This window comes from Dokdonia sp. Hel_I_53, assembly GCF_007827465.1.
GTDB lineage: Bacteria > Bacteroidota > Bacteroidia > Flavobacteriales > Flavobacteriaceae > Dokdonia.
The window spans coordinates 2122174-2141690 of record NZ_VISL01000001.1 but is presented as its reverse complement, the minus strand read 5'-3'; the positions used below and the strand labels follow the sequence as shown (position 1 = coordinate 2141690).

Below are 19517 nucleotides of genomic sequence, written 5' to 3'. Positions count from 1 at the left end.
ACAATTCTTATAATCAAAACCCTTAATTCAAAACACAAAGTGCTTGATATAAAAAAGGTAGTGAATCAATATCAAAGTTAATGTCTCTGGACGGATAAAATAGTTGTAGTAATTGTAAATTTTGTTACTTATAAAACAATATATGTTTCCATAAAAAAACCACTCTGCTAGATAACAAAGTGGTTAAGGTTATACTACAATAGTGTAGCGGCGTCCGATAAAAATATCGGTGTATTTATTTCCTTAGTAACTCTTTAATGTCTTTTAGCAAGTCAATCTCCGTTGGCCCTGGATCTGGAGCGGGTGCCTCATCTTTTTTCTTGCGTAATTTTGCATACGATTTTACCATCATAAATAAAACAAAGCCAACTATAATTAGATTTATAATGGAATTAACCCATCTACCCCAAGCGATTACAGCACCTCCTCCAGCATTTGCCTCCTCAAGTGTAAGATAATTTTTACCATCCATTGCATAAAATAAATCCTCAAAATTTGCTCCTCCGGCAAAATGACCTACAAGTGGCATCATAATATCACCCACAAATCCTTTTACTACTAGTCCTACAGCACCTGCTAGTAGTACGGCTATAGCTAAGTCTATGACATTTCCTGTCATTATAAAATCTTTAAACTCTTTTAACATTGGTTAATTCTTAAAGGTTAATAGATTTCTAAGATAGTCATTTTTTTAATACTTTTTAACAAATTATTAAGAGGCCTGCTTAATCGACAATAACTCGTTTTACACGCTGACTAATTGCCGTGAGTACTTCGTACGATATTGACTTCATCTGACTTGAAAGTTCCTCGGCACCTGTTAACTCTCCAAAAATTTCTACATCATCACCCTCCTCACAGCTAATATTTGTCACATCTACCATTATCATATCCATACACACATTTCCTACAATAGGAGCTTTTACCCCTCCTATTCTCACATAACCGGCACCATTGCCAAAAGCTCTTGATATACCATCTGCATGACCAATGGGTAAAGTTGCAATAATCATCTCTTGGGGTGCAGTGAAAACACGATTGTAACCTACATTATCTCCTTCTTGTATTGTGTGAAGCTGAGAAATAACTGATTTTAGTCTAGCAACAGGCATAAGATGAGCACTCTCCTCTGGAGTGTTTCCGTAACCGTAGAGTCCTATTCCCGTACGAACATAGTCAAAATGAGCTCGTTCATAATTAATAATACCAGAAGTATTTGTCATATGTAAGAACGGAACATTATCAAGACCTTCTATCATCTGTTTAGAAATCTGAGTAAATTCCAGAATCTGATTTAAACTAAATTCTTCTGCTGTGGGATCTTCGCTCGCTACAAGATGTGAGAACAATGATTTTACTCTTAAACTAGTGTTTTTATGTAAGCGACCTAATATCCATGTACAATCTTTAGCAGAAAAACCTAATCGATTGAGACCTGTGTTGAATTTTAAATGTACGGGATAATTTTTTTGGTTTTTTGCTTTCGCGAAAGCATAGAAAAGTTCAAGAATTCTCTTACTATAGAGATTAGGTTCTAAGCAACGATCTACCATTTCTTCAAAATAGTCTGGCTGTGGGTGAAGGACCATTATAGGAGTACGAATGCCTGCATCTCTTAATGCTATCCCTTCTGGAACATAAGCAACTGCAAAATAATCGACACCTTGTTTCTCTAATTCTAAAGAAATCGCAGCTGCATCACTTCCATAAGCAAAAGCTTTTACGACTGCTATAACTTTTACATTATCTGCAATCTTACTACGTATATATAAGTAGTTGTGGCGCAATGCACCTAGATCTATTTCTAATCGAGTAACTGCCATTTAATTGGGATCTTCTTGTGAAGTTTTTTTGTTTTGAGGTGTTATAAACTCTACATCTTCTACATCAACTTTACGCAACCTATCTCTCAACATAGCCTTATAATAAGCGGCTCTAGAGAGTGGCTCATATTCTTCTGTCTCACCTAGCATGACAATATCTTGACTTTTTGCTTTACGGTAACTATACTGTGCAAGATTACCTGTACGAGTACAAACAGCGTGGACTTTTGTAACATACTCTGCTGTTGCCATCAATCCAGGCATAGGTCCAAAAGGATTTCCTTTAAAATCCATATCAAGCCCAGCAATAATGACGCGTACACCACTGTTTGCTAAGTCATTACATACCTTTATAATTTCATCATCAAAAAACTGCGCTTCATCAATACCCACAACATCACAACCGTCTGCCAGAATAGGAATATTTGCCGCAGCTGGAACGGGCGTAGATCTTATTTCATTGCTATCGTGTGAGACCACCATTTCTTCATCGTAACGAACATCTACAGAAGGCTTAAAAATCTCCACACGTTGTTTTGCAAATTGAGCACGTTTTAAACGACGTATGAGCTCTTCTGTTTTACCAGAGAACATTGAACCGCAAATGACTTCAATCCAGCCAAATTGCTCTTTGTGATTTACCGTATTTTCGAGAAACATTTTGTACTTTTCTAGACCAAAACGAGAGTTTTCTCGTTTGATTATGACCTGCAGTAAAAGTATGTAAAAACAAAAACAACTACTGTACAGATCTCAAAATTATGAAGAAATATATCCAAGCAGAGCTTGCGAACCTCGCGCACAAAACTTTACATCTTGACAATACTTCAGATTATACAGATCTTGCAAAAATAGCAAGAGAACTGCATGAAAAACTTGCCGTACTAGCTTATATAGAAAGACTTGAAAAGTCAAAAGAACCTAGTATAAGCCTAAAGGAACTAGAAGATAATCTTATACAAACCAAACAATCGAATAACAATCTTAAAGCACAAAACTCTGATGTTATGGATGTAAATACGTCTGCCATAGAGACCTCGCAAAATACAGACACTCAACTCAAAAGCGATGATCACTATAGACCAGATGGCACACTATTTAATGATGGGGAAGCTGTTCATGAACCAGTAATTGAAAAAATAAAGGATATGTGGCCAGAAATGTCTCCAGAAGCTGCAGATATAGATGAAGTTCTAAATACTATAATCCCACCTGAACCTACTGTGGGTAAAAATGATAGCTTTGAGATAGGTAATGAATATAAACAAACACCTATTTTTGAACCTAAAGAGACAAGTTTAGAATCCAATGTAGACGAAAAATCTAAAAGCCTCAATGATTCTCTAAGAAAGGGTACATTTAAAATAGGACTCAACGATAAACTATCTTTTATAAAACATTTGTTTAATGGCAACCCTGCTGATTATAACAGGGTTCTCAGTCAGTTAGAAACATTTCAATCTGCAAAGGAAGCCCAACAGTTTATTTCACAAATGATTAAGCCTGATTATGACAATTGGGCGGGAAAGGAAGTGCAAGAAGAACGCTTTTTACAAATTGTAGAGAGTCGCTATTCTTAAAATAGAGAGAATCAAAATGATGCGGTAGCATATCGTTTCATTAAAAAGATCACCAACGCATGCAATACTGTTTATTAGTAAATTTGCCTCATGTCAAAACTCTACCTTGTCCCAACGCCTATTGGCAATCTTGAAGATATGACCTTTAGAGCCATTCGTGTGCTCAAAGAAGTAGACCTGATACTTGCTGAGGATACTCGTACAAGTGGCAAACTACTTAAACACTTTGATATAAGCACGCAAATGATGAGTCATCATATGCACAATGAACACAAAACAGTAGCAGCCATCGTGCAGCGCTTACTAGCGGGAGAAACAATAGCCTGTATAAGTGATGCTGGGACTCCAGCCATCTCTGATCCCGGATTTTTACTCACTCGTGCCTGTATAGAAGCAGGAGTTGAAGTAGACTGTTTACCTGGAGCAACTGCATTTGTTCCCGCTCTTGTGAATAGTGGTTTCCCAAATGACAAGTTTACTTTTGAAGGTTTTCTTCCTGTCAAAAAAGGGAGACAATCAAGATTTCTTTTTCTTCAAGAAGAATCACGCACTATGATCTTTTATGAGTCACCCCACAAATTGATCAAAACTCTGGGACACTTTGTAGAATTTTTCGGGGCAGATAGACCCGTTTCTGTATCTAGAGAAATCACAAAATTACACGAAGAAACTGTTAGGGGTACGGCTTCTGAAGTTCTTTCACACTACACCAACAAACCTCCAAAGGGAGAGATTGTCATTATCGTAGCAGGAAAAAGCAAGTAATCTCAATTATTTTATTTCGCTTTCGCGAAAGCGAGTACCTAAAAACTATACTTAGCAGAGAGAATCAAATTACGTCCTGCAGCCGAAATCCCAGAAGAATAGGTACGGTAACGCTGATCTGTTATATTTTCGAGATTTGCTGTAAAAGACCAATGATCTGACAGCATGTATTGACTGGCTATATTAAACGTATACCAACTAGGAGAAAATGGATTCCCATCATTGTCTAATGCATACAAGTGAGTATTATTTTGTTGACTAGGGGCTAAGTCCTCAAAATCAAATTTCCCACTGTACGATAGGTAAGTGTCTACCGTCCATTTCTTTTTTGACCATATGAAATGTGAATCTCCAAAAATAGGTGCTACATGACGTACAGGCACATAATCCCCACCTTCATCCTGTTCTACTCCATTTGTATAATTAAAGCGTGAAGTAAATTTAAGATCTTTATTGAGTCTCACATTAAGTGCTACTTCTAAACCATAAACTTCAGCTTTCGATGCATTCTGGATAGCTTGTACATTACTTAATTCTCCTTGATATTCGATCTGAGTAACTCCATCAAGGTCGTAATCCTGACGAACTAATGCATTATCTAATAGGGTGTAGTATCCATTTATCGTAAAGTCAATCTTGTTTTTATATTTATATTTTACTCCTATCTCAGAATTATAAGCATACTCTGCCTTCAAGTCAGGGTTAGGAACGACTACAGAGCCTGGCTCACTATCAAATATTTTTCCTACGTCGTCTATATTTGGTGCTCTAAATGCTGTACCTACATTTGCGATAACCGTAAAGCTTTTTGAAAGTTCATGAGTCACACCTAAGCTTCCTGTTAGATTCCCAGTACTAATGTTTGCTTGATTAAAGGGCAAGTCAAAAAACTCATTATTCTCTGTAAAGTCAGCATTTACCCAAACCTGATTATATCGTAAACCGGACTGTAGTTTAGTTTTTGATGATATTGCTAATTGTGTACTTACATATCCTGCTACTGAACTCCAGTTAGATCCATTTGGATATCTAGAGGCTTGTTTTGAAACATTACCAGTTGTGATATCTGTAACCTGTCCGTAAGAGTTTACGCGATTATAAATGTATTCTAATCCATAAAAAAGTTTGTTCTTTCGATTAGCAAGGTTCTTAGTAAAATCTACACCTGTTGAATAGGCATCTACATTTTCATCTGTTTCAAAAAACTCCGTGCTATTAAAGTTTCTATCATTTCTACTCTCTTGAGAATTTTGGTAGGTAAGGGTCGCTTGAGCCTTGTTATAAATAGTACCATCTCCCTCTTTAGTCACTTGTGCGTTTGCCATTAACCATTTTTGAGGTCCATAATACCACTCAGCTGCGCGTAGTTGTCCATCACGTTCTCGGGTTAATCTATCATATCGATCATAATTTGATGTAGTTGCATAATGCAGATCAAAGCTTATGTCCCATAATTGATTAGGAGCATACCTCACTTTTTGCATAAGATTCATACTGCTAAAGGAAGAGCCTTCTTGAACCAAGGGATCATCGTTAACAACTTCAACATCTTGACCATCTATTCTTGCAGCATATTTTAACCTCAAGTAATCATCCGGACCATTACTCCCTTGTCGCTGGTTGTCATAATCAGAATAGCTAGCACTTGTTAAAAAAGCCCATTTATCTTTTCCAAAATTTATATCAAAATGTCCTGTGCGTTCTTTATTTGCGGTATTTGCTCGAAATAAAGCCGTCCCATGTATTGCAACACTATCAGAAAAAGTGAGTGTAGGCTTTTTAGTATAAAAATTCATCACTCCCCCTACTGCATCACTACCATAAATTACAGATCCTGGTCCTAATAAAACCTCTGTGCGATCTATTGAAAAAGGATCTAAAGAAATCACATTTTGAACATTCCCACCTCTAAAGATGGCTGTATTGAAACGAACACCGTCCAAGGTAATTAACAATCTATTGGTCGAAAAACCTCTTATAAGGGGACTCCCTCCACCTTGCTGGCTTTTTTGTACAAAAACCGCTCCACTTGATTGCAATAAATCTGCTGCTGTTTGAGGATTTAATCTGCTTATTACTTCAGATGAAATGCCTACTATTTTTTGAGGTATATTTTTTTTTCTTTGCGCAAATTTACTAGCAGATAATACAATCTCTCCTAACTGATTGTCTTTTTGTTTTAGAAAAATACGATTCGAAAATGCTTGTATCTGTGCTTTTGTATACTGCGTTTCTTTATGTGCTATCTCTTTAAAAAATATAACTTCTGCTTTCGCGAAAGCAGAAATATCTGCCTTACCGTCAAAATCTGTTAAGGCACTTTTACTTTTATCTTTATTAAATATAGCAACCCCGATGATAGGCTCGCGAGTATCTAAGTCAAGAACTTCTATAGTTTGTGAAACTGCGCTAAAAGAAATAAAAAAAAGAAGCAAATAAATAGTGCGCATCTAACTGAAAATTGAATTTAGAACCGCAAGAGATCGCGGTTTTTTAAAACCGTGCAAATGTAACTCATAATACTGTAATAGCATATTGAGGAACTCACTGCGCTGTTGCTGATTTAATTTTAAATTAGAAAGCTCATCAAAATTTATGCCTAAGAGCTCCTTTAAGATGGAGACAGAATTACCAGTACGACAATACAGATTAGTTTCAGAGGGTTCAAATGTTCCATCTAGTAAATTAAAATAATCATGCTCTACCTCTGTATCATCTGGGTAAAACCCCAGGTAACCAGTTAACTTTACGAGGAATAAAAGATGAAAATTTGCTATATCTGTGTTCTCATCAAGCCATAAAGTAGTGACGGAAAGATACGTATACAAACGACTATTTTCTTCCTCTTCTTGAATTACTGTACGTAACATGTCTGAAACAAAAAAAACAATAGCACTCTTTGAGAGCTGTGTATGTAAGCTTTGATAGTGTGTAATTACTTTTGCCTCCCGTATACTTTCAAGTGTGCCCTTATCTTTATGAGTTGCCTCAATTTCTAACTGCATAAGTGGCTGAAACATAGCTACCCTAAGCCTTCCCTTTTTTGACTTGAGAATATTGCGAAGTAAATAAGATTTTAATCCATTGCTTTTTGTGAAAGCTTTTACGATAAGGTCTGCCTCCCCATACTTTAATGCAGAAAAAACTATTGCCTCTGTTTTAACTTGCATTATCGGATAATCATTATTTTTTCAATGGCTGTTTCTTGTGATTCTTCTACAGGGCCTGTTAGGAGCACAAGATAAACACCAGAGGCTACTTTATGACGTCCAAAGGCTGTGGTATCCCATTCTATACTTCCTCCAGATGTTGTTTCTTCATAAACTAGATTCCCAACAAGGTCTGTGATTTTTACATTTGTATTTGCTGTGAGATTCTCAATACGTACATTTCCATTATAATTGGGTCTAACAGGGTTTGGGTAAATAAGCACTTCTTCTAAATTGTCTGCTGGCGCAGTAGAACTTCCATTAAAAGATACCATCCCTTGATTTGTTCCAAAATAAACACTTCCCGTCTGAGGGTCTACTGCCACGGCCTGAACACTGTTAGAAGGTAATGGAGAGTTGTCTTTTGTAAAATGAAAGATAGTTTCTTGCCCTGTAGGAGATATATAAAATACTCCAGAATCTGCCGTAGCTAGCCATTTGTTATTAGCACCATCTACAACTATATCTGTTACCACTTGATCATTTAATAGCTCTTGTGCCAATCCGTCCTGCAAAATGATAATTTCGCTAGTGCTCACCTGAGGATTTTCAAATACCTGTGAAGGTCCAAAAAGTACTCGTAAACCAAGACGTGTTCCTATCCATAAAGCACCGTTACGATCAATCGCTAGAGAACGTATATCATCTATAGGTAAATTTGCAGCTCCATCTTCACCTGCAATACGTTCAAATGTATTCGTAATTGGGTTATATGCTATAACCCCCCTTTTATCTGTTCCAATAAAAATATTCCCGCCTACACCTACAACAATATTATCAATATTCGTACTTGAGCCTGCTAAGATTTCTTCTGTGTTAAAAGATGAAAATTGACCACTTGCAGAAATTTTGTGCAAGGCAGTAATAGAAAATGAATTACCTACCCATAAATTGCCTTCTCTGTCAAATGCCGTTCCTGCTACACGTACATCATCATTCGTACTATTAACGGGCTTGAGACTACTATTATTTTCATCATAGATAATCGCAGGTATATTATCAATAACTTCAATTAACCCAGAATGATAAGAGCTCACATATAATTGAGAGACATCTTGAGGATTAATGGATATATACGATAAATCTGTTGCACCAAAAAATTCTCCTGGATTTATAGACTCCCATCCAGAACCCTCTATAAATTGACTAATACCCTGTCTTTTTAAAGGAAATGGGTTGTAAAAAACGTCATAATCACCAAAAACTGTCCAGATATTTCCAGCTGTAGCTGCTATGTCAAAATGGTTGTTTTCTAAAGGTCCGTTAGGTAAAAGTCGCTCGATGCTTTGACTCTCGTCTAAAGAAAGTTGTGCCACACCAGTGCCTAGTGTCCCAACAAATACATAACCTTCTAAAGAAATTGCCGTACTGTAGCGAGTTGTATAACCTTGTATATTTGTAAAATTTTGAACTACAGATTCCGTAGCATCATATATCACAACGGTACCTGCAAGTACAATATGTAACAGCCCATCTGTTGTAGTAATATCAGTTATGGCTGTTTGATATTGATCAAAAACTACATAATTTATACCGTCAGTAGACTTATAAAGAGTAGCATTTTCCTGTAAATAAAGATTGTTATTAAATGACACAATAATTTCAAAAGAACCAGATCTTACCGTTTCCCAATTTTGGGAATTAATAATGTTATCATTATTTACTAAAGCTCTTCTTAGACCGCCATCATTTGTTGCCGCATATATATAATCATCTTTTATTGCCGTGCTTCTCACATCAAGTAATGCCCCGGCATCACCAATAAAGTAAGAATCATCAAATTCTAGGCGGTTCAAATCAAATAATGAAATTCCAAACCCAGAAGCTATATATATAAATCCATTAAACTCCGTAAAATGATGTATGCGTTTTCTATCTGGAGTTATGGAGGGTTTGTTAAAGATATCAACCACAGTAAGTACTTGAGAAGTATCTGTTGAGACTACATCTATAATTCCATTTTCATAACCAATAAAAAGTGTGGTGGAATCTTCACTGTAATAAATTGAGGAAATAGTGTTCCCAGAAAGACCGTTTATAGTAGTAATAGTTTCTACCTCACCGCTCAAGACATCGTAACTATATACTGCATTCTCACAAGCAACATAAACCATAGAGCTACCCGAGGAAATATCAATTGCTTGAGTAAACGAAAAATGACCCGTCCAATCTTGAGAAAAATCTTGTGCAACTACATTAAGTGTAGTAAGAAATATAAGAAGTGTATAGCTAAATCTCACGATAGTTTGTCTATTCTTTTAAACGGATAAATGTACAATTATTGCTTATTGTAACGAAATGATGGTTAGAGTCTACATATAATTACGCTTTCGCGAAAGCGTATAATTAATTCATAAAAAAAGGGTAGTACATGAAGTCTACCCTTTTTTAATACGTATTTTAAATGATTTATACCACTCCTTGCGCAAGCATTGCATCTGCAACTTTTACAAAACCAGCTACATTTGCTCCTTTTACATAATCTATATAACCATCTTCGTCTTTTCCATATTCTACACAAGCTGCGTGAATATCTAGCATAATATTATGTAGTTTTTGGTCTACCTCCTCTGCAGTCCAATTGTATCTAAGACTGTTTTGAGACATTTCTAGCCCAGATGTAGCTACGCCTCCTGCATTTGAAGCCTTTCCTGGAGAGAACAATATCTTAGCGTCCTTAAACACTTCAATAGCCTCTGGTGTAGATGGCATGTTAGCACCTTCTGCCACACAAATACATCCATTATCTACTAACGTTTTTGCTTCTTCTTCATTCAATTCATTTTGAGTTGCACATGGCAAGGCAACCTCACATTTTACAGACCAAGGTCTTTCACCTTCATGATATGTAGCACTACTGTATTCATTTACATACTCACTTATGCGACCTCGCTTTTCATTTTTGAGCTCCATAATGAATGCCAGTTTATCTGCATCTATGCCGTCTTTATCATGTATATATCCTCCAGAGTCTGACATGGTCACAACTTTTCCTCCAAGTTGTGTTGCTTTTTCTGTAGCGTATTGTGCAACATTACCAGATCCAGAAACCACAACTGTCTTACCTTCAAAACTCTCACCTCTAGTTTCTAGCATACTCTGTGCAAAGTACACATCACCGTAACCCGTTGCTTCTGGACGCATTAAAGAACCGCCATAACTTCTTCCTTTTCCTGTAAGAACACCTGTAAATTCATTGCGAAGTCTTTTATATTGTCCAAACATATAACCGATCTCACGACCACCAACTCCTATATCTCCAGCAGGGACATCTGTGTTAGGTCCTATATGTCTAGCTAGCTCTGACATAAAGCTTTGGCAAAAACGCATTACTTCTGCATCTGATTTTCCTTTAGGATCAAAGTCAGAACCTCCTTTTCCACCACCCATTGGTAATGTAGTTAAGCTATTTTTAAATACTTGTTCAAAACCAAGAAATTTAAGAATACTCAAGTTTACTGAAGGGTGAAAACGTAATCCTCCTTTATACGGACCAATAGCACTGTTAAACTCAACGCGGTAACCTCTATTTACGTGTATTTCTCCACTATCATCTGTCCAGGGTACTCTAAATAGTATTGTGCGCTCTGGTTCTACCATGCGCTCAAGAAGTTTTTTTCCTTGGTATTTTTTATTTTTCTCTATAAAAGGTATAACAGTTTCTGCTACCTCGTGAACGGCCTGCATAAATTCTGGCTCGTTAGGGTTGCTTTTTGCAACATAATCGACAAATTTTTTAATGCTGTCTGACATATGATTTTTGTATTGAATACGTTATTAGTGTAAAATTTATTTTTACACGCCACAAATATACATTATCCTCTATTTTGATGTACATTTTTTTAATATATCATAATAAACTTTATGTTATTTTAAAGTTTCCTACTAGAAATATCGACCAAGTGGTAGTAAATTTCGGTGTTTGACATTATTTTATATATTTGTTTGTTACTAAATAACCTATTTATGAAAGCCAAGTACTTATTACTGGCGTTGTTATCTTTTGTGATAGCGCAGCAGAGTCTCCAAGCTCAGTTTGGGTTTTCTCATGAGGTGGGAGTTATCGCTGGACCAGTGGCTTTCCAATCGGATTACGGTCAACGTAATGATTTTGAAACAAATAGTGGCAATGTAGGCTATGGGTTAGGAATTGTACACTACCTCAACTTTGCTTATAATGCAGATTGTAACTGCTATTCTAGATACACATATTTTAATGACCATTTTAAAGTTCGAAATGAAATAGATTACCACGTAACTAATTTCGAGCACTTCGGAGATGAAGTAGGAGAAGATAGCTTTGGAGGGCTACAACTGGCTTCTCATAAAGGAATGACCCGTGTGTTTGAAATAGGCTCACAGCTGGAATACTTTCCTTTGAGTATAAGGGATTTTGCTGCCGGTGCTTATAAATTTACACCATATATAAGTCTAGGCGTCCATTTTGTAGCGTATGATCCAGATGCTTTCTCAGAACTTGGCAGTGGTGATATTTTTGGACAAATTACAAATCCCTATACAACTCCAGTAAGTAGTGGGCCCGCATTATTTAACGGGTTTGCTCAAGGTGATGGAGAATTTAACTCTGGTATTGATAGAAGGGCTGGTGATACATGGGCCGTAACATGGAGTGTAGGAACGCGCTATAAGCTTGATATTTTAAGTGATTTATTACTAGATCTCAGATGGCATTACTATACCTCAAACTGGGTAGATGGATTGAATCCAGATCCAAGACCTGCAAATCGCGCAGATGATTGGATTTTTTGGATAAATTTGGGGTATATATACTATTTAAATTAAAGTAAGCTTTCGCGAAAGCGTAGTTAGGTTCTTAATTTTTGAATAATAATATCTATTTAACTGGCATCCAATGCTTGTTTTAAATCGTTTATTAAATCTTCAACATCCTCAATACCCACACTTAAACGTATCAAGGAATCTGTAATTCCTATTTTCTTTCGGTCCTCTTTAGGGATTGATGCATGCGTCATTGTCGCTGGATGCCCAGCGAGTGACTCGACTCCCCCTAGACTTTCTGCCAGCGTAAAGACTTTGAGATTTTCTAAAATAGCCATCGCCACCTCAATAGAGTCATTATTTGTTGAAAATGAAAGCATCCCTCCATACCCACTCATTTGTTTTTGTGCTATATCGTGGTTAGGGTGCTGTTTAAATCCTGGCCAGTATACTTTTGATACCTTAGGGTGGTTGTTTAAATAGCGAGCAATTGCAGCGCCATTCTCACAATGCCTTTGCATTCTCACGTGTAACGTCTTAATTCCTCTCAATGCAAGGAAACTGTCTTGGGGACCACAAATAGCCCCACTGGCATTCTGTATAAAATATAAACGGTCTGCAATATCCTTTTTCTTTACGACAAGTCCTCCCATAACTAAGTCACTATGACCTCCTAAATATTTAGTCGCGCTATGCATTACAATATCTGCTCCTAAATTGAGGGGTTGTTGCAAATAAGGAGTTGCAAAGGTGTTATCTACCGTTAGTAGAATATTATGTTGCTTTGCGATACTGGCTACACTTTCAATATCTATGATGTTCATCATAGGATTAGTAGGAGTTTCTACCCAGATTAATTTAGTATTGGCTGTAATGTATTTTTCTATCGTAGGTACGTGATGCATCCCTACAAAATGGAACTTAATACCAAAACCTTCAAAAATTTGAGTAAACAACCTATACGTTCCTCCATACAAATCACTTGTTGAAATCACCTCATCACCGGGTTTAAGGAGCTTCATGACCGCGTCTATTGCTGCAAGACCAGAAGCAAATGCAATCCCGTACAAACCATTTTCCAGACTTGCTAGAGATTGTTCCAAAGCATGTCTTGTAGGATTACTGGAGCGACTATAGCTGTATTCCTTAAGCTCTCCAACAAATTTTTGTGCATAAGTGGAGGTTTGATAAATGGGAGGCATTACGGCTCCATAAGCTTTATCTGGATGCTGATTTCCATGAATTGTTTTAGTATTAAATTTCATAATTATATGTTTACTAGGCTTAGGTCTGAGAAAAATATAAATTTAAGGGATAGCTTAGTGAATCCAATACCATTTGAGAACAACGCTCATTTTTTATAAATACTATTTAATATTGCTACAGATTACAAGCTTATAAGATGAAGTGTTTTTTTATTAGGCTTGCTCAAGCTACATTTGATAACATGATAAATCACAAGGATAAATTTTTATACACTATCATCCTTTTATTTGCTTGGGGATGTGAACAAACAGTAGAGTATAAAAGTCATATCGATACTTTCACTACAGAAAATGCTATTAATTGTTTCTCTGATACATGTCCCGCGGTAGTATTAAATTTAGTGGTCATAGACAACCCTAAATCTCTTACAGAGGTGACTAACAATTGGACAAAATTAGTTGCTTTTCAACTAATGGATTTTACCGATTACGATATGCAGACTTCTTTTAATGAAGCTATTGCCTCTTATATAAATAGTAGCCAAATATCATATCCAGAAACTTCAGAATTATCTGTAGCGCATGAACTTTCTATAGATACCGATATCTCTTATAAATCAAATGAACTTCTCTCAATTCTTCTTAGTGGTTATGCTTTCTCTGGAGGTGCTCATGGGTATGACTATGAATTATACGGGAACTTTAACCCCCATACAGGACGCGAATTTTCTAGAGATGAACTTTTAAAAGAAGGGTTTTATGCTTTCGCGAAAGCGCAACTCCAAAAAGAATTCCCTAATCTAAGTATAGCTGAACTTCCTGAAAATTATTTACAGATAGGATTTTCAGATGCTGGAATGGTTATTATTTACAATGAACTAGGAAAAGAAGCTATTCCTTTAGAAAACAAGCAACTTATAATTCCGTGGGAAATAGTAGAAGATTACGTTACTATTTAACTAATTTACTTAGTTGTATACAGCAGCCCAAATGTAGCCCTTCGTGAAAATTATTAAACTCTATAGCGTGCTCAACCTTTGATAGAACTCCACCTGTGGTAGACAATGTGTATTCTTTAAAGGTTGAGAACAGACCCATTTTATAATCTTCTTCTAGGGTTTCTAAGGTAGAAAAAAGCATCTTATGTATACTATTTACGTCATCTTGTGAAACATCCTTCTCGGGTCTTGTTCCTTTCTTATACGTATTAATGAAGTCCATATCTATTTGTGGTTTTACACCTGACAAACCATAGGTGAGCAACTGTTGGGTTGCAATACTGTGCCCTATATTCCAAACAAGATTATTATTAAATCCCTTTGGGATTTTATTAAGTTGCTCCAGTGTGTGCCCGTTTATAAAACGCTCTAAAATTTGACGATTCTTAAGGCATATTTGAAAACTATAGTCCATATCATTTATTTTCTTTAAAAATACTTCATTTGAGTAATCTTAGGCGGTATTTTTATATCATAATTAAAAGAGAGCCTGCTATGAAAAAAATATATCACTTATCTACTTGTAATACTTGCCAGCGTATTATTTCTGAGATAAACCCTGGGGCAGATGTTGTATTACAAGATATAAAGACAGAGGCTATAACAGAAAAACAGCTAGAAGAAATGTATAAACTCTCGGGAAGTTACGAGTCTTTATTCAGTAAGCGTGCACAACTATATAGACAGCGAGGTCTTAACACACAATCGCTTAATGAGAATGATTTTAAAGAACTTATTCTAGAGCACTATACTTTTCTTAAAAGACCTGTAATTATTATTGACGATCAGATATTTATTGGTAATTCTAAAAAAAATATAGCTTCTGCTGCCGATGCACTTTTAAAATAGGTCTCTTATGAAAAAGCGTTATTTAGCTTTCCTTGCAGCTTTTAGCGCAAGTTTTATTTATGGTGTAAACCACACACTCGCAAAAGACCTCATGCCTACCTATGTACAGGCCTACGGGTTTATCATGCTTCGAGTATTAGGTGCTGCGATTTTATTTTGGATTACGAGTCTCTTTTTTCCTAGAGAAAAAATAGAGCGTAAAGACTGGTGGCGCATTATAAGCTGTGCACTTTTCGGAATGACTTTAAACATGCTTATGTTTTTTAAAGGTCTCGAGCTCTCCACTCCCATTAATAGTAGTGTTGTGATCACATTATCCCCAGTAATTCTTTTAATTCTCTCTGCGCTGTTTTTAAAAGAAAAAATTACTTGGCTAAAAGGATCTGGTATAGCTATAGGTCTTATAGGGGCACTTATTCTTATTTTATTTGGCGTAAAAACACAAACTAATGCTCCAAATATCACTTTAGGAAACACCTTGTTTATTATAAACGCAACTGCATATTCTATTTATTTAATATTAGTAAAACCTCTTACAGCAAAATATTCCTCTATTACTCTTATGAAGTGGTTTTTTTTAATTGCCATATTTACAAACGCCCCTGTTGGATTACCTCAATTCTTAGAGATCCAATGGAGTGAACTTCCTTTAAATGTAATAGGTGTGATGTTATTTGTTGTTGTAGGAACGACATATCTTACATACTTATTTAATGTTTTTGCCTTAAAAGAACTCAAGCCTTCCACCATAGGAGCATTTATTTACCTACAACCCCTCATTGCAACGATTGTAGCCATTATTTTAGGAGCAGATTCACTATCAACTATACGCATAATTGCAGCATCCTTAATATTCTTAGGTGTTTATTTAAGTACCAAACGAAAAAAACCAAATGTTGCAAATTGATATAAAAGAAATAAGTACGGTTGCTACTATTCCTGAATCTGTTTTTAAGGAGTTAGGTTGTGTAGATTCTTTTTATTTTTCTAAGGATTTCCTAGATGCTTTTGAAAGTCAAAATAAGGATATCACATATAACTACCTTCTCTTTTCAAAAAACAATCAGCCGATTGCAATAGCCATCACACAAAAATTAGACATTGCATTAAACCCTGCTGTAAAACAGATACAATACCCCTTGAAATTAATTGCAAGCATTCGGTCATTATTCATAGCTAAAGAATTTTCTACTACAATATGCGGCAACATCTTTCTAAGTGGTAACTATGGTGTTTTTTGTAAAGAACAAAAAGATCTAAAAAACATCATTTATATCCTTTGTAATAGACTTCTAACAGGAAAGAAAAAAAAGACAAACTTATTTTTTTTTAAAGACTTTGACGACACACAAAATACAGCTGCTCGCGTATCAGAAAGATTTAATTTTACTGCTTTTGACGTTGAGCCTAATATGGTAATTGATGTGCAATGGCAAAGTTTTGATAGCTATAAAAATAGACTTAAATCAAAGTATCGAGTTAAGTTAAATAAGGCAGATGCTTCTAGTAACTCTTTAGAAGTCAAAACTCTTGATGCTCATGAAATACGTTATCATATGCCAAGACTACAAGAGTTGTATGAGAATGTGACTAGAAAAGCGACCTTTAATATCTTAAACTTAAATTTAGAAACCTACGCTTTATTAAAAGAACGCTTTCGCGAAAGCATTCTTTTTAATATTTACAAAAAAGAAAATCTCATCGTTGGCTTTTCAACAGCTTTTCATTACAAAGAAACACTTGATGCACATTTTGTTGGGTTAGACTATAGGTATAATAAAAAGTATGCTATTTACCCAAGAATGTTGAACGATTACGTACGACTAGGAATTAATCTAAGAGTAAAAAAAATAAATCTAGGTAGAACAGCTTCAGAAATTAAAAGCACTCTAGGTGCTACTCCAGACTATTTAAAATGTTATGTAAAGCATAAGCGTACTGTACCTAATTTACTTTTTAAGCCATTGCTCAAGCAGCTTAAAATGAAAGCGTTTAAACAGCATTCTCCTATTAAAGAGTAACATTCTATCTTTCTATACTGAACGTACTAATTTTTTTGTTCGATATCTTTAGGAAACTCACCATGTGCTCTCATGTCTTCCTTTGTAAGGACTTTGAAATCATTCGTTTTTGGAGCATTTGTAAGGATAGGCTTTAGAGATTCTGGAAGACCTACCATTTTTCTTGATTTTAAGTCTATCCACCCTCCTTGCATACTTCCTCTAGCTAAGTTTCTTCCTTTGTGATCGTAAAAGTTATGTACAAATTTGAAAAACATACCGTCTTCACTAGCGCCACCTAGCTCAAAGGTTACGGTTATAGGTTTTCCTTGAAAAGCCTCTTTGAAGAAAAATAATTGTTCATGAAAGATTACGGGGCCTAAGTTGTATTGCACCATCTCTTTTTGACTTAATCCATTTTCTATCATATATCCCATACGTGTGTGAGACATAAAATTAACATAAGCTGAGTTTGCCAAATGTCTGTTAGCATCAATATCACTCCATCTTATATCAAATTCTTTTGTATACATAGTTTATTGTATTGTGTTGTTGTCTAGTAAACCATAAAATTACAAAATGATTTACTATGCACGCATACTATTTTATAATGTCCAGAGGTATATATTAAAAAAGCCCAATTTAATCATTGGGCTTTTTAAAATACTCTATGTGCGACTATTCTATAAAAGTGTGGCTTCAAGACTAACATCTGCTTTTACTAATTTTGACATAGGACAAACTTTTTTTGCCTTTTGTGCTATCTCTTCAAATTTCTCTTTTGTGATATTAGGTACTTTTCCTTTTGTAACTAGTTTTATGGTAGTAATTTCTCCATCTTCAAAAGTTACATGTGCATCAGTATCAAGTGTATCTGCTACATAATCTTCTTCATTTAATAAAAAGCTTAATTGCATCGTATAACAGCCTGAGTGTGCCGCTCCTACTAATTCTTCTGGATTTGTTCCAACTCCTTTTTCAAATCTGCTACCAAAAGCGTATTTTTCTTCATTCATAGCTGTACTATCAGTAGAAATGGTTCCTTGACCTTCTTTACCACTTCCTTCCCAATGTGCTTTTGCTTTTCTCGTAAATTTCATATAATTTGTTTTTATTAAGACAATCATAAACCGTTGTCTTCATATTTTTTATTTAAAGGTAATAAGATTCAGCTTTCGCGAAAGCGTAATTAACACCTTATAACAGCGGGTTTAACATTGCTTAAGAACCTACATTTTGTCCATACTGAGTAAGCAGCACAATAACACCCACGAGTAGAAGCGCTGCAAATATGGCAAAGAATATTTTCCAAAAAGAATATGGCCTTTTTCCAGATAATGCTCCCGTTTCTCCATTTACAAAAAAATTATACTCCTTCCCATTATATCGATAAGCGCTCACATATACAGGTAACAGTATATGTTTAAAAGTCTCTTCTGTTAAATTCATATCAATTGTAGTTACACGTTGTGTATCTCCTCCTATATCTGTCATTGCCCATGAGGTAGCAATATCCTTAGCTGTTTCCTTAGAAGATATATGGCCTTTCTTTAAGGGTATTGTATACTTTTCTGTAACAAAGCCTGCTAAAAAACTACTATTAAAAGGCTTTAATTTTTGTAAATCCCATCTTGCTATTTTTGAAGGAATTCTACCTGCCCGCTGAGCTGATGCTTCTATAAGAGTATCGTCTACAAAACCAGAGACCTTACCAGAAGCAGGGTGCCATCTTGTTTTTTTCACTTGGCGTGTTTTTCTATTTCCTTGATTGTCTTTGTAAGTTTGGGTTTCATAATAGTATTCACCTCTTTGTCCTAAATAAGTGGCCGAAAGCTGTGCGTCAAACGTCCAGTATGGTAAATACAGCCCCTTGGTAAACTGAGGATCTAAGGATGCTTTTTTTAGTTTATTAGGTGCCCACCATAGACCTCGCACCCAATTTTTAAAGACTTGAAAAGCTTTTTCTTTATCTATTTGAAACGGAAGTACAGCCCCAGGCAATATCCACTCTTCTGTAGCAAAATCTTCAAGTATGAGAGGCATACTACAGTACACACAATGTAGGGATTTATAGTTTTCTTCTACATGTTGGTTTGCGCCACAATTTTTACAATGTAGTATAGCTATTTCTTCACTGTTTTTTTGATCCCCCATCTTATCTAAATAGGGATACAACTCTAGCTCTTCAAATGTGCTCGTCGCTATAGAGATTTCTTCTTGATGACCGCAATAGTCACACGTTATAGAAGTCGTTGCAGGCTTGTATCTAAGCTCAGCACCGCAGTTTATACACGCTTTTTTTAATTCTGTTTTATGGATGTGTTTTTCTTCCATTGAGACATAGATTA

At 35.7% G+C, this 19517-nt stretch carries 19 protein-coding genes; 7 read left to right on the top strand and 12 right to left on the bottom strand.

The annotated features are described in order from the left end of the window. Nucleotides 1–235: 235 nt before the first annotated feature. From mscL to OD90_RS09615, 3 genes are all read right to left on the bottom strand, one after another. On the bottom strand, nt 236–646 hold the full coding sequence (gene mscL, locus OD90_RS09625) for a large conductance mechanosensitive channel protein MscL (protein WP_144668962.1): 411 nt from the start codon (nt 644–646) through the stop codon (nt 236–238). A gap of 79 nt (nt 647–725) precedes the next feature. Beyond that, nucleotides 726–1823, bottom strand: a complete 1098-nt coding sequence (gene alr, locus OD90_RS09620; protein ID WP_144668961.1) for an alanine racemase — start codon at nt 1821–1823, stop codon at nt 726–728. Further along, nucleotides 1824–2483 (bottom strand): thymidine kinase, encoded by a 660-nt coding sequence (locus OD90_RS09615; RefSeq protein WP_144668960.1) that lies wholly within the window; start codon nt 2481–2483, stop codon nt 1824–1826. It abuts the gene before it with no gap. Between the two features lie 101 nt (nt 2484–2584). Between OD90_RS09615 and OD90_RS09610 the strand changes: the two genes are divergently transcribed. Both OD90_RS09610 and rsmI read left to right on the top strand, forming a co-directional pair. After that, nucleotides 2585–3403 (top strand): hypothetical protein, encoded by an 819-nt coding sequence (locus tag OD90_RS09610; protein ID WP_144668959.1) that lies wholly within the window; start codon nt 2585–2587, stop codon nt 3401–3403. Between the two features lie 90 nt (nt 3404–3493). Next, nucleotides 3494–4168, top strand: coding sequence for a 16S rRNA (cytidine(1402)-2'-O)-methyltransferase (gene rsmI / locus OD90_RS09605; protein ID WP_144668958.1), 675 nt, complete (start codon nt 3494–3496; stop codon nt 4166–4168). A gap of 38 nt (nt 4169–4206) precedes the next feature. Here rsmI and OD90_RS09600 read toward each other — a convergent pair whose 3' ends face one another. The 4 genes from OD90_RS09600 to gdhA form a co-directional block, all read right to left on the bottom strand. Continuing rightward, nucleotides 4207–6618: a TonB-dependent receptor plug domain-containing protein gene (locus OD90_RS09600; protein WP_144668957.1), complete on the bottom strand. Its 2412-nt coding sequence runs from the start codon at nt 6616–6618 to the stop codon at nt 4207–4209. Continuing rightward, on the bottom strand, nt 6619–7338 hold the full coding sequence (gene recO / locus OD90_RS09595; RefSeq protein WP_144668956.1) for a DNA repair protein RecO: 720 nt from the start codon (nt 7336–7338) through the stop codon (nt 6619–6621). Further along, nucleotides 7338–9617: a two-component regulator propeller domain-containing protein gene (locus tag OD90_RS09590; protein ID WP_144668955.1), complete on the bottom strand. Its 2280-nt coding sequence runs from the start codon at nt 9615–9617 to the stop codon at nt 7338–7340. Before OD90_RS09590 ends, recO begins: the two co-directional genes overlap by 1 nt. Before the next feature lie 169 nt (nt 9618–9786). Beyond that, a complete protein-coding gene (gene gdhA / locus OD90_RS09585) occupies nt 9787–11130 on the bottom strand; it encodes an NADP-specific glutamate dehydrogenase (RefSeq protein WP_144668954.1) in 1344 nt (447 codons plus the stop codon). Nucleotides 11131–11343: 213 nt separating this feature from the next. Between gdhA and OD90_RS09580 the strand changes: the two genes are divergently transcribed. Next, nucleotides 11344–12180: a THC0290_0291 family protein gene (locus OD90_RS09580; protein ID WP_144668953.1), complete on the top strand. Its 837-nt coding sequence runs from the start codon at nt 11344–11346 to the stop codon at nt 12178–12180. Nucleotides 12181–12236: 56 nt separating this feature from the next. Here the strand turns inward: OD90_RS09580 and OD90_RS09575 are convergent, their stop codons facing one another. Further along, complete coding sequence (locus OD90_RS09575) at nt 12237–13382, bottom strand: cystathionine gamma-synthase (RefSeq protein WP_144668952.1); 1146 nt, start codon at nt 13380–13382, stop codon at nt 12237–12239. A gap of 137 nt (nt 13383–13519) precedes the next feature. Here OD90_RS09575 and OD90_RS09570 point away from each other — a divergent pair, with 137 nt between their 5' ends. After that, a complete protein-coding gene (locus tag OD90_RS09570; protein ID WP_144668951.1) occupies nt 13520–14281 on the top strand; it encodes a PdaC/SigV domain-containing protein in 762 nt (253 codons plus the stop codon). Here OD90_RS09570 and OD90_RS09565 read toward each other — a convergent pair. Further along, nucleotides 14274–14735 carry a DinB family protein gene (locus OD90_RS09565; protein ID WP_144668950.1) on the bottom strand — a complete coding sequence of 154 codons (462 nt, stop codon included), beginning with the start codon at nt 14733–14735 and terminating at the stop codon, nt 14274–14276. The two genes, OD90_RS09570 and OD90_RS09565, sit on opposite strands and share 8 nt — an antisense overlap. An 80-nt stretch (nt 14736–14815) precedes the next feature. Here OD90_RS09565 and OD90_RS09560 point away from each other — a divergent pair, with 80 nt between their 5' ends. The 3 genes from OD90_RS09560 to OD90_RS09550 are packed head-to-tail and all read left to right on the top strand — an operon-like array spanning nt 14816 to nt 17190. After that, a complete protein-coding gene (locus tag OD90_RS09560; RefSeq protein ID WP_144668949.1) occupies nt 14816–15169 on the top strand; it encodes an arsenate reductase family protein in 354 nt (117 codons plus the stop codon). A gap of 7 nt (nt 15170–15176) precedes the next feature. Further along, nucleotides 15177–16076 (top strand): DMT family transporter, encoded by a 900-nt coding sequence (locus tag OD90_RS09555; RefSeq protein WP_144668948.1) that lies wholly within the window; start codon nt 15177–15179, stop codon nt 16074–16076. Further along, the gene (locus OD90_RS09550) at nt 16063–17190 is read left to right on the top strand and encodes a peptidogalycan biosysnthesis protein (RefSeq protein ID WP_144668947.1); all 1128 of its coding nucleotides are present in this window, start codon (nt 16063–16065) and stop codon (nt 17188–17190) included. The genes OD90_RS09555 and OD90_RS09550 overlap by 14 nt, the downstream gene beginning before the upstream one ends. Nucleotides 17191–17216: 26 nt before the next feature. On the opposite strand, the gene OD90_RS09545 is transcribed toward OD90_RS09550, so the two are convergent. The 3 genes from OD90_RS09545 to OD90_RS09535 all read right to left on the bottom strand — a co-directional run bounded on the left by OD90_RS09545 (nt 17217) and on the right by OD90_RS09535 (nt 19503). Further along, nucleotides 17217–17702, bottom strand: a complete 486-nt coding sequence (locus OD90_RS09545; protein WP_144668946.1) for an acyl-CoA thioesterase — start codon at nt 17700–17702, stop codon at nt 17217–17219. A gap of 150 nt (nt 17703–17852) precedes the next feature. After that, nucleotides 17853–18269, bottom strand: coding sequence for an OsmC family peroxiredoxin (locus tag OD90_RS09540; RefSeq protein WP_144668945.1), 417 nt, complete (start codon nt 18267–18269; stop codon nt 17853–17855). 121 nt (nt 18270–18390) lie between these two features. Continuing rightward, entirely contained in the window at nt 18391–19503 is a 1113-nt protein-coding gene (locus OD90_RS09535; protein WP_144668944.1) for a DNA helicase PriA, read from the bottom strand. Nucleotides 19504–19517 lie beyond the last annotated feature (14 nt).

Coding starts and splice junctions, on each gene's coding strand:
- mscL (WP_144668962.1), bottom strand. CDS start 646: ATGTTAAAAGAGTTTAAAGATTTTATAATGACAGGAAATGTCATAGAC.
- alr (WP_144668961.1), bottom strand. CDS start 1,823: ATGGCAGTTACTCGATTAGAAATAGATCTAGGTGCATTGCGCCACAAC.
- OD90_RS09615 (WP_144668960.1), bottom strand. CDS start 2,483: ATGTTTCTCGAAAATACGGTAAATCACAAAGAGCAATTTGGCTGGATT.
- OD90_RS09610 (WP_144668959.1), top strand. CDS start 2,585: ATGAAGAAATATATCCAAGCAGAGCTTGCGAACCTCGCGCACAAAACT.
- rsmI (WP_144668958.1), top strand. CDS start 3,494: ATGTCAAAACTCTACCTTGTCCCAACGCCTATTGGCAATCTTGAAGAT.
- OD90_RS09600 (WP_144668957.1), bottom strand. CDS start 6,618: ATGCGCACTATTTATTTGCTTCTTTTTTTTATTTCTTTTAGCGCAGTT.
- recO (WP_144668956.1), bottom strand. CDS start 7,338: ATGCAAGTTAAAACAGAGGCAATAGTTTTTTCTGCATTAAAGTATGGG.
- gdhA (WP_144668954.1), bottom strand. CDS start 11,130: ATGTCAGACAGCATTAAAAAATTTGTCGATTATGTTGCAAAAAGCAAC.
- OD90_RS09580 (WP_144668953.1), top strand. CDS start 11,344: ATGAAAGCCAAGTACTTATTACTGGCGTTGTTATCTTTTGTGATAGCG.
- OD90_RS09575 (WP_144668952.1), bottom strand. CDS start 13,382: ATGAAATTTAATACTAAAACAATTCATGGAAATCAGCATCCAGATAAA.
- OD90_RS09570 (WP_144668951.1), top strand. CDS start 13,520: ATGAAGTGTTTTTTTATTAGGCTTGCTCAAGCTACATTTGATAACATG.
- OD90_RS09565 (WP_144668950.1), bottom strand. CDS start 14,735: ATGGACTATAGTTTTCAAATATGCCTTAAGAATCGTCAAATTTTAGAG.
- OD90_RS09560 (WP_144668949.1), top strand. CDS start 14,816: ATGAAAAAAATATATCACTTATCTACTTGTAATACTTGCCAGCGTATT.
- OD90_RS09555 (WP_144668948.1), top strand. CDS start 15,177: ATGAAAAAGCGTTATTTAGCTTTCCTTGCAGCTTTTAGCGCAAGTTTT.
- OD90_RS09550 (WP_144668947.1), top strand. CDS start 16,063: ATGTTGCAAATTGATATAAAAGAAATAAGTACGGTTGCTACTATTCCT.
- OD90_RS09545 (WP_144668946.1), bottom strand. CDS start 17,702: ATGTATACAAAAGAATTTGATATAAGATGGAGTGATATTGATGCTAAC.
- OD90_RS09540 (WP_144668945.1), bottom strand. CDS start 18,269: ATGAAATTTACGAGAAAAGCAAAAGCACATTGGGAAGGAAGTGGTAAA.
- OD90_RS09535 (WP_144668944.1), bottom strand. CDS start 19,503: ATGGAAGAAAAACACATCCATAAAACAGAATTAAAAAAAGCGTGTATA.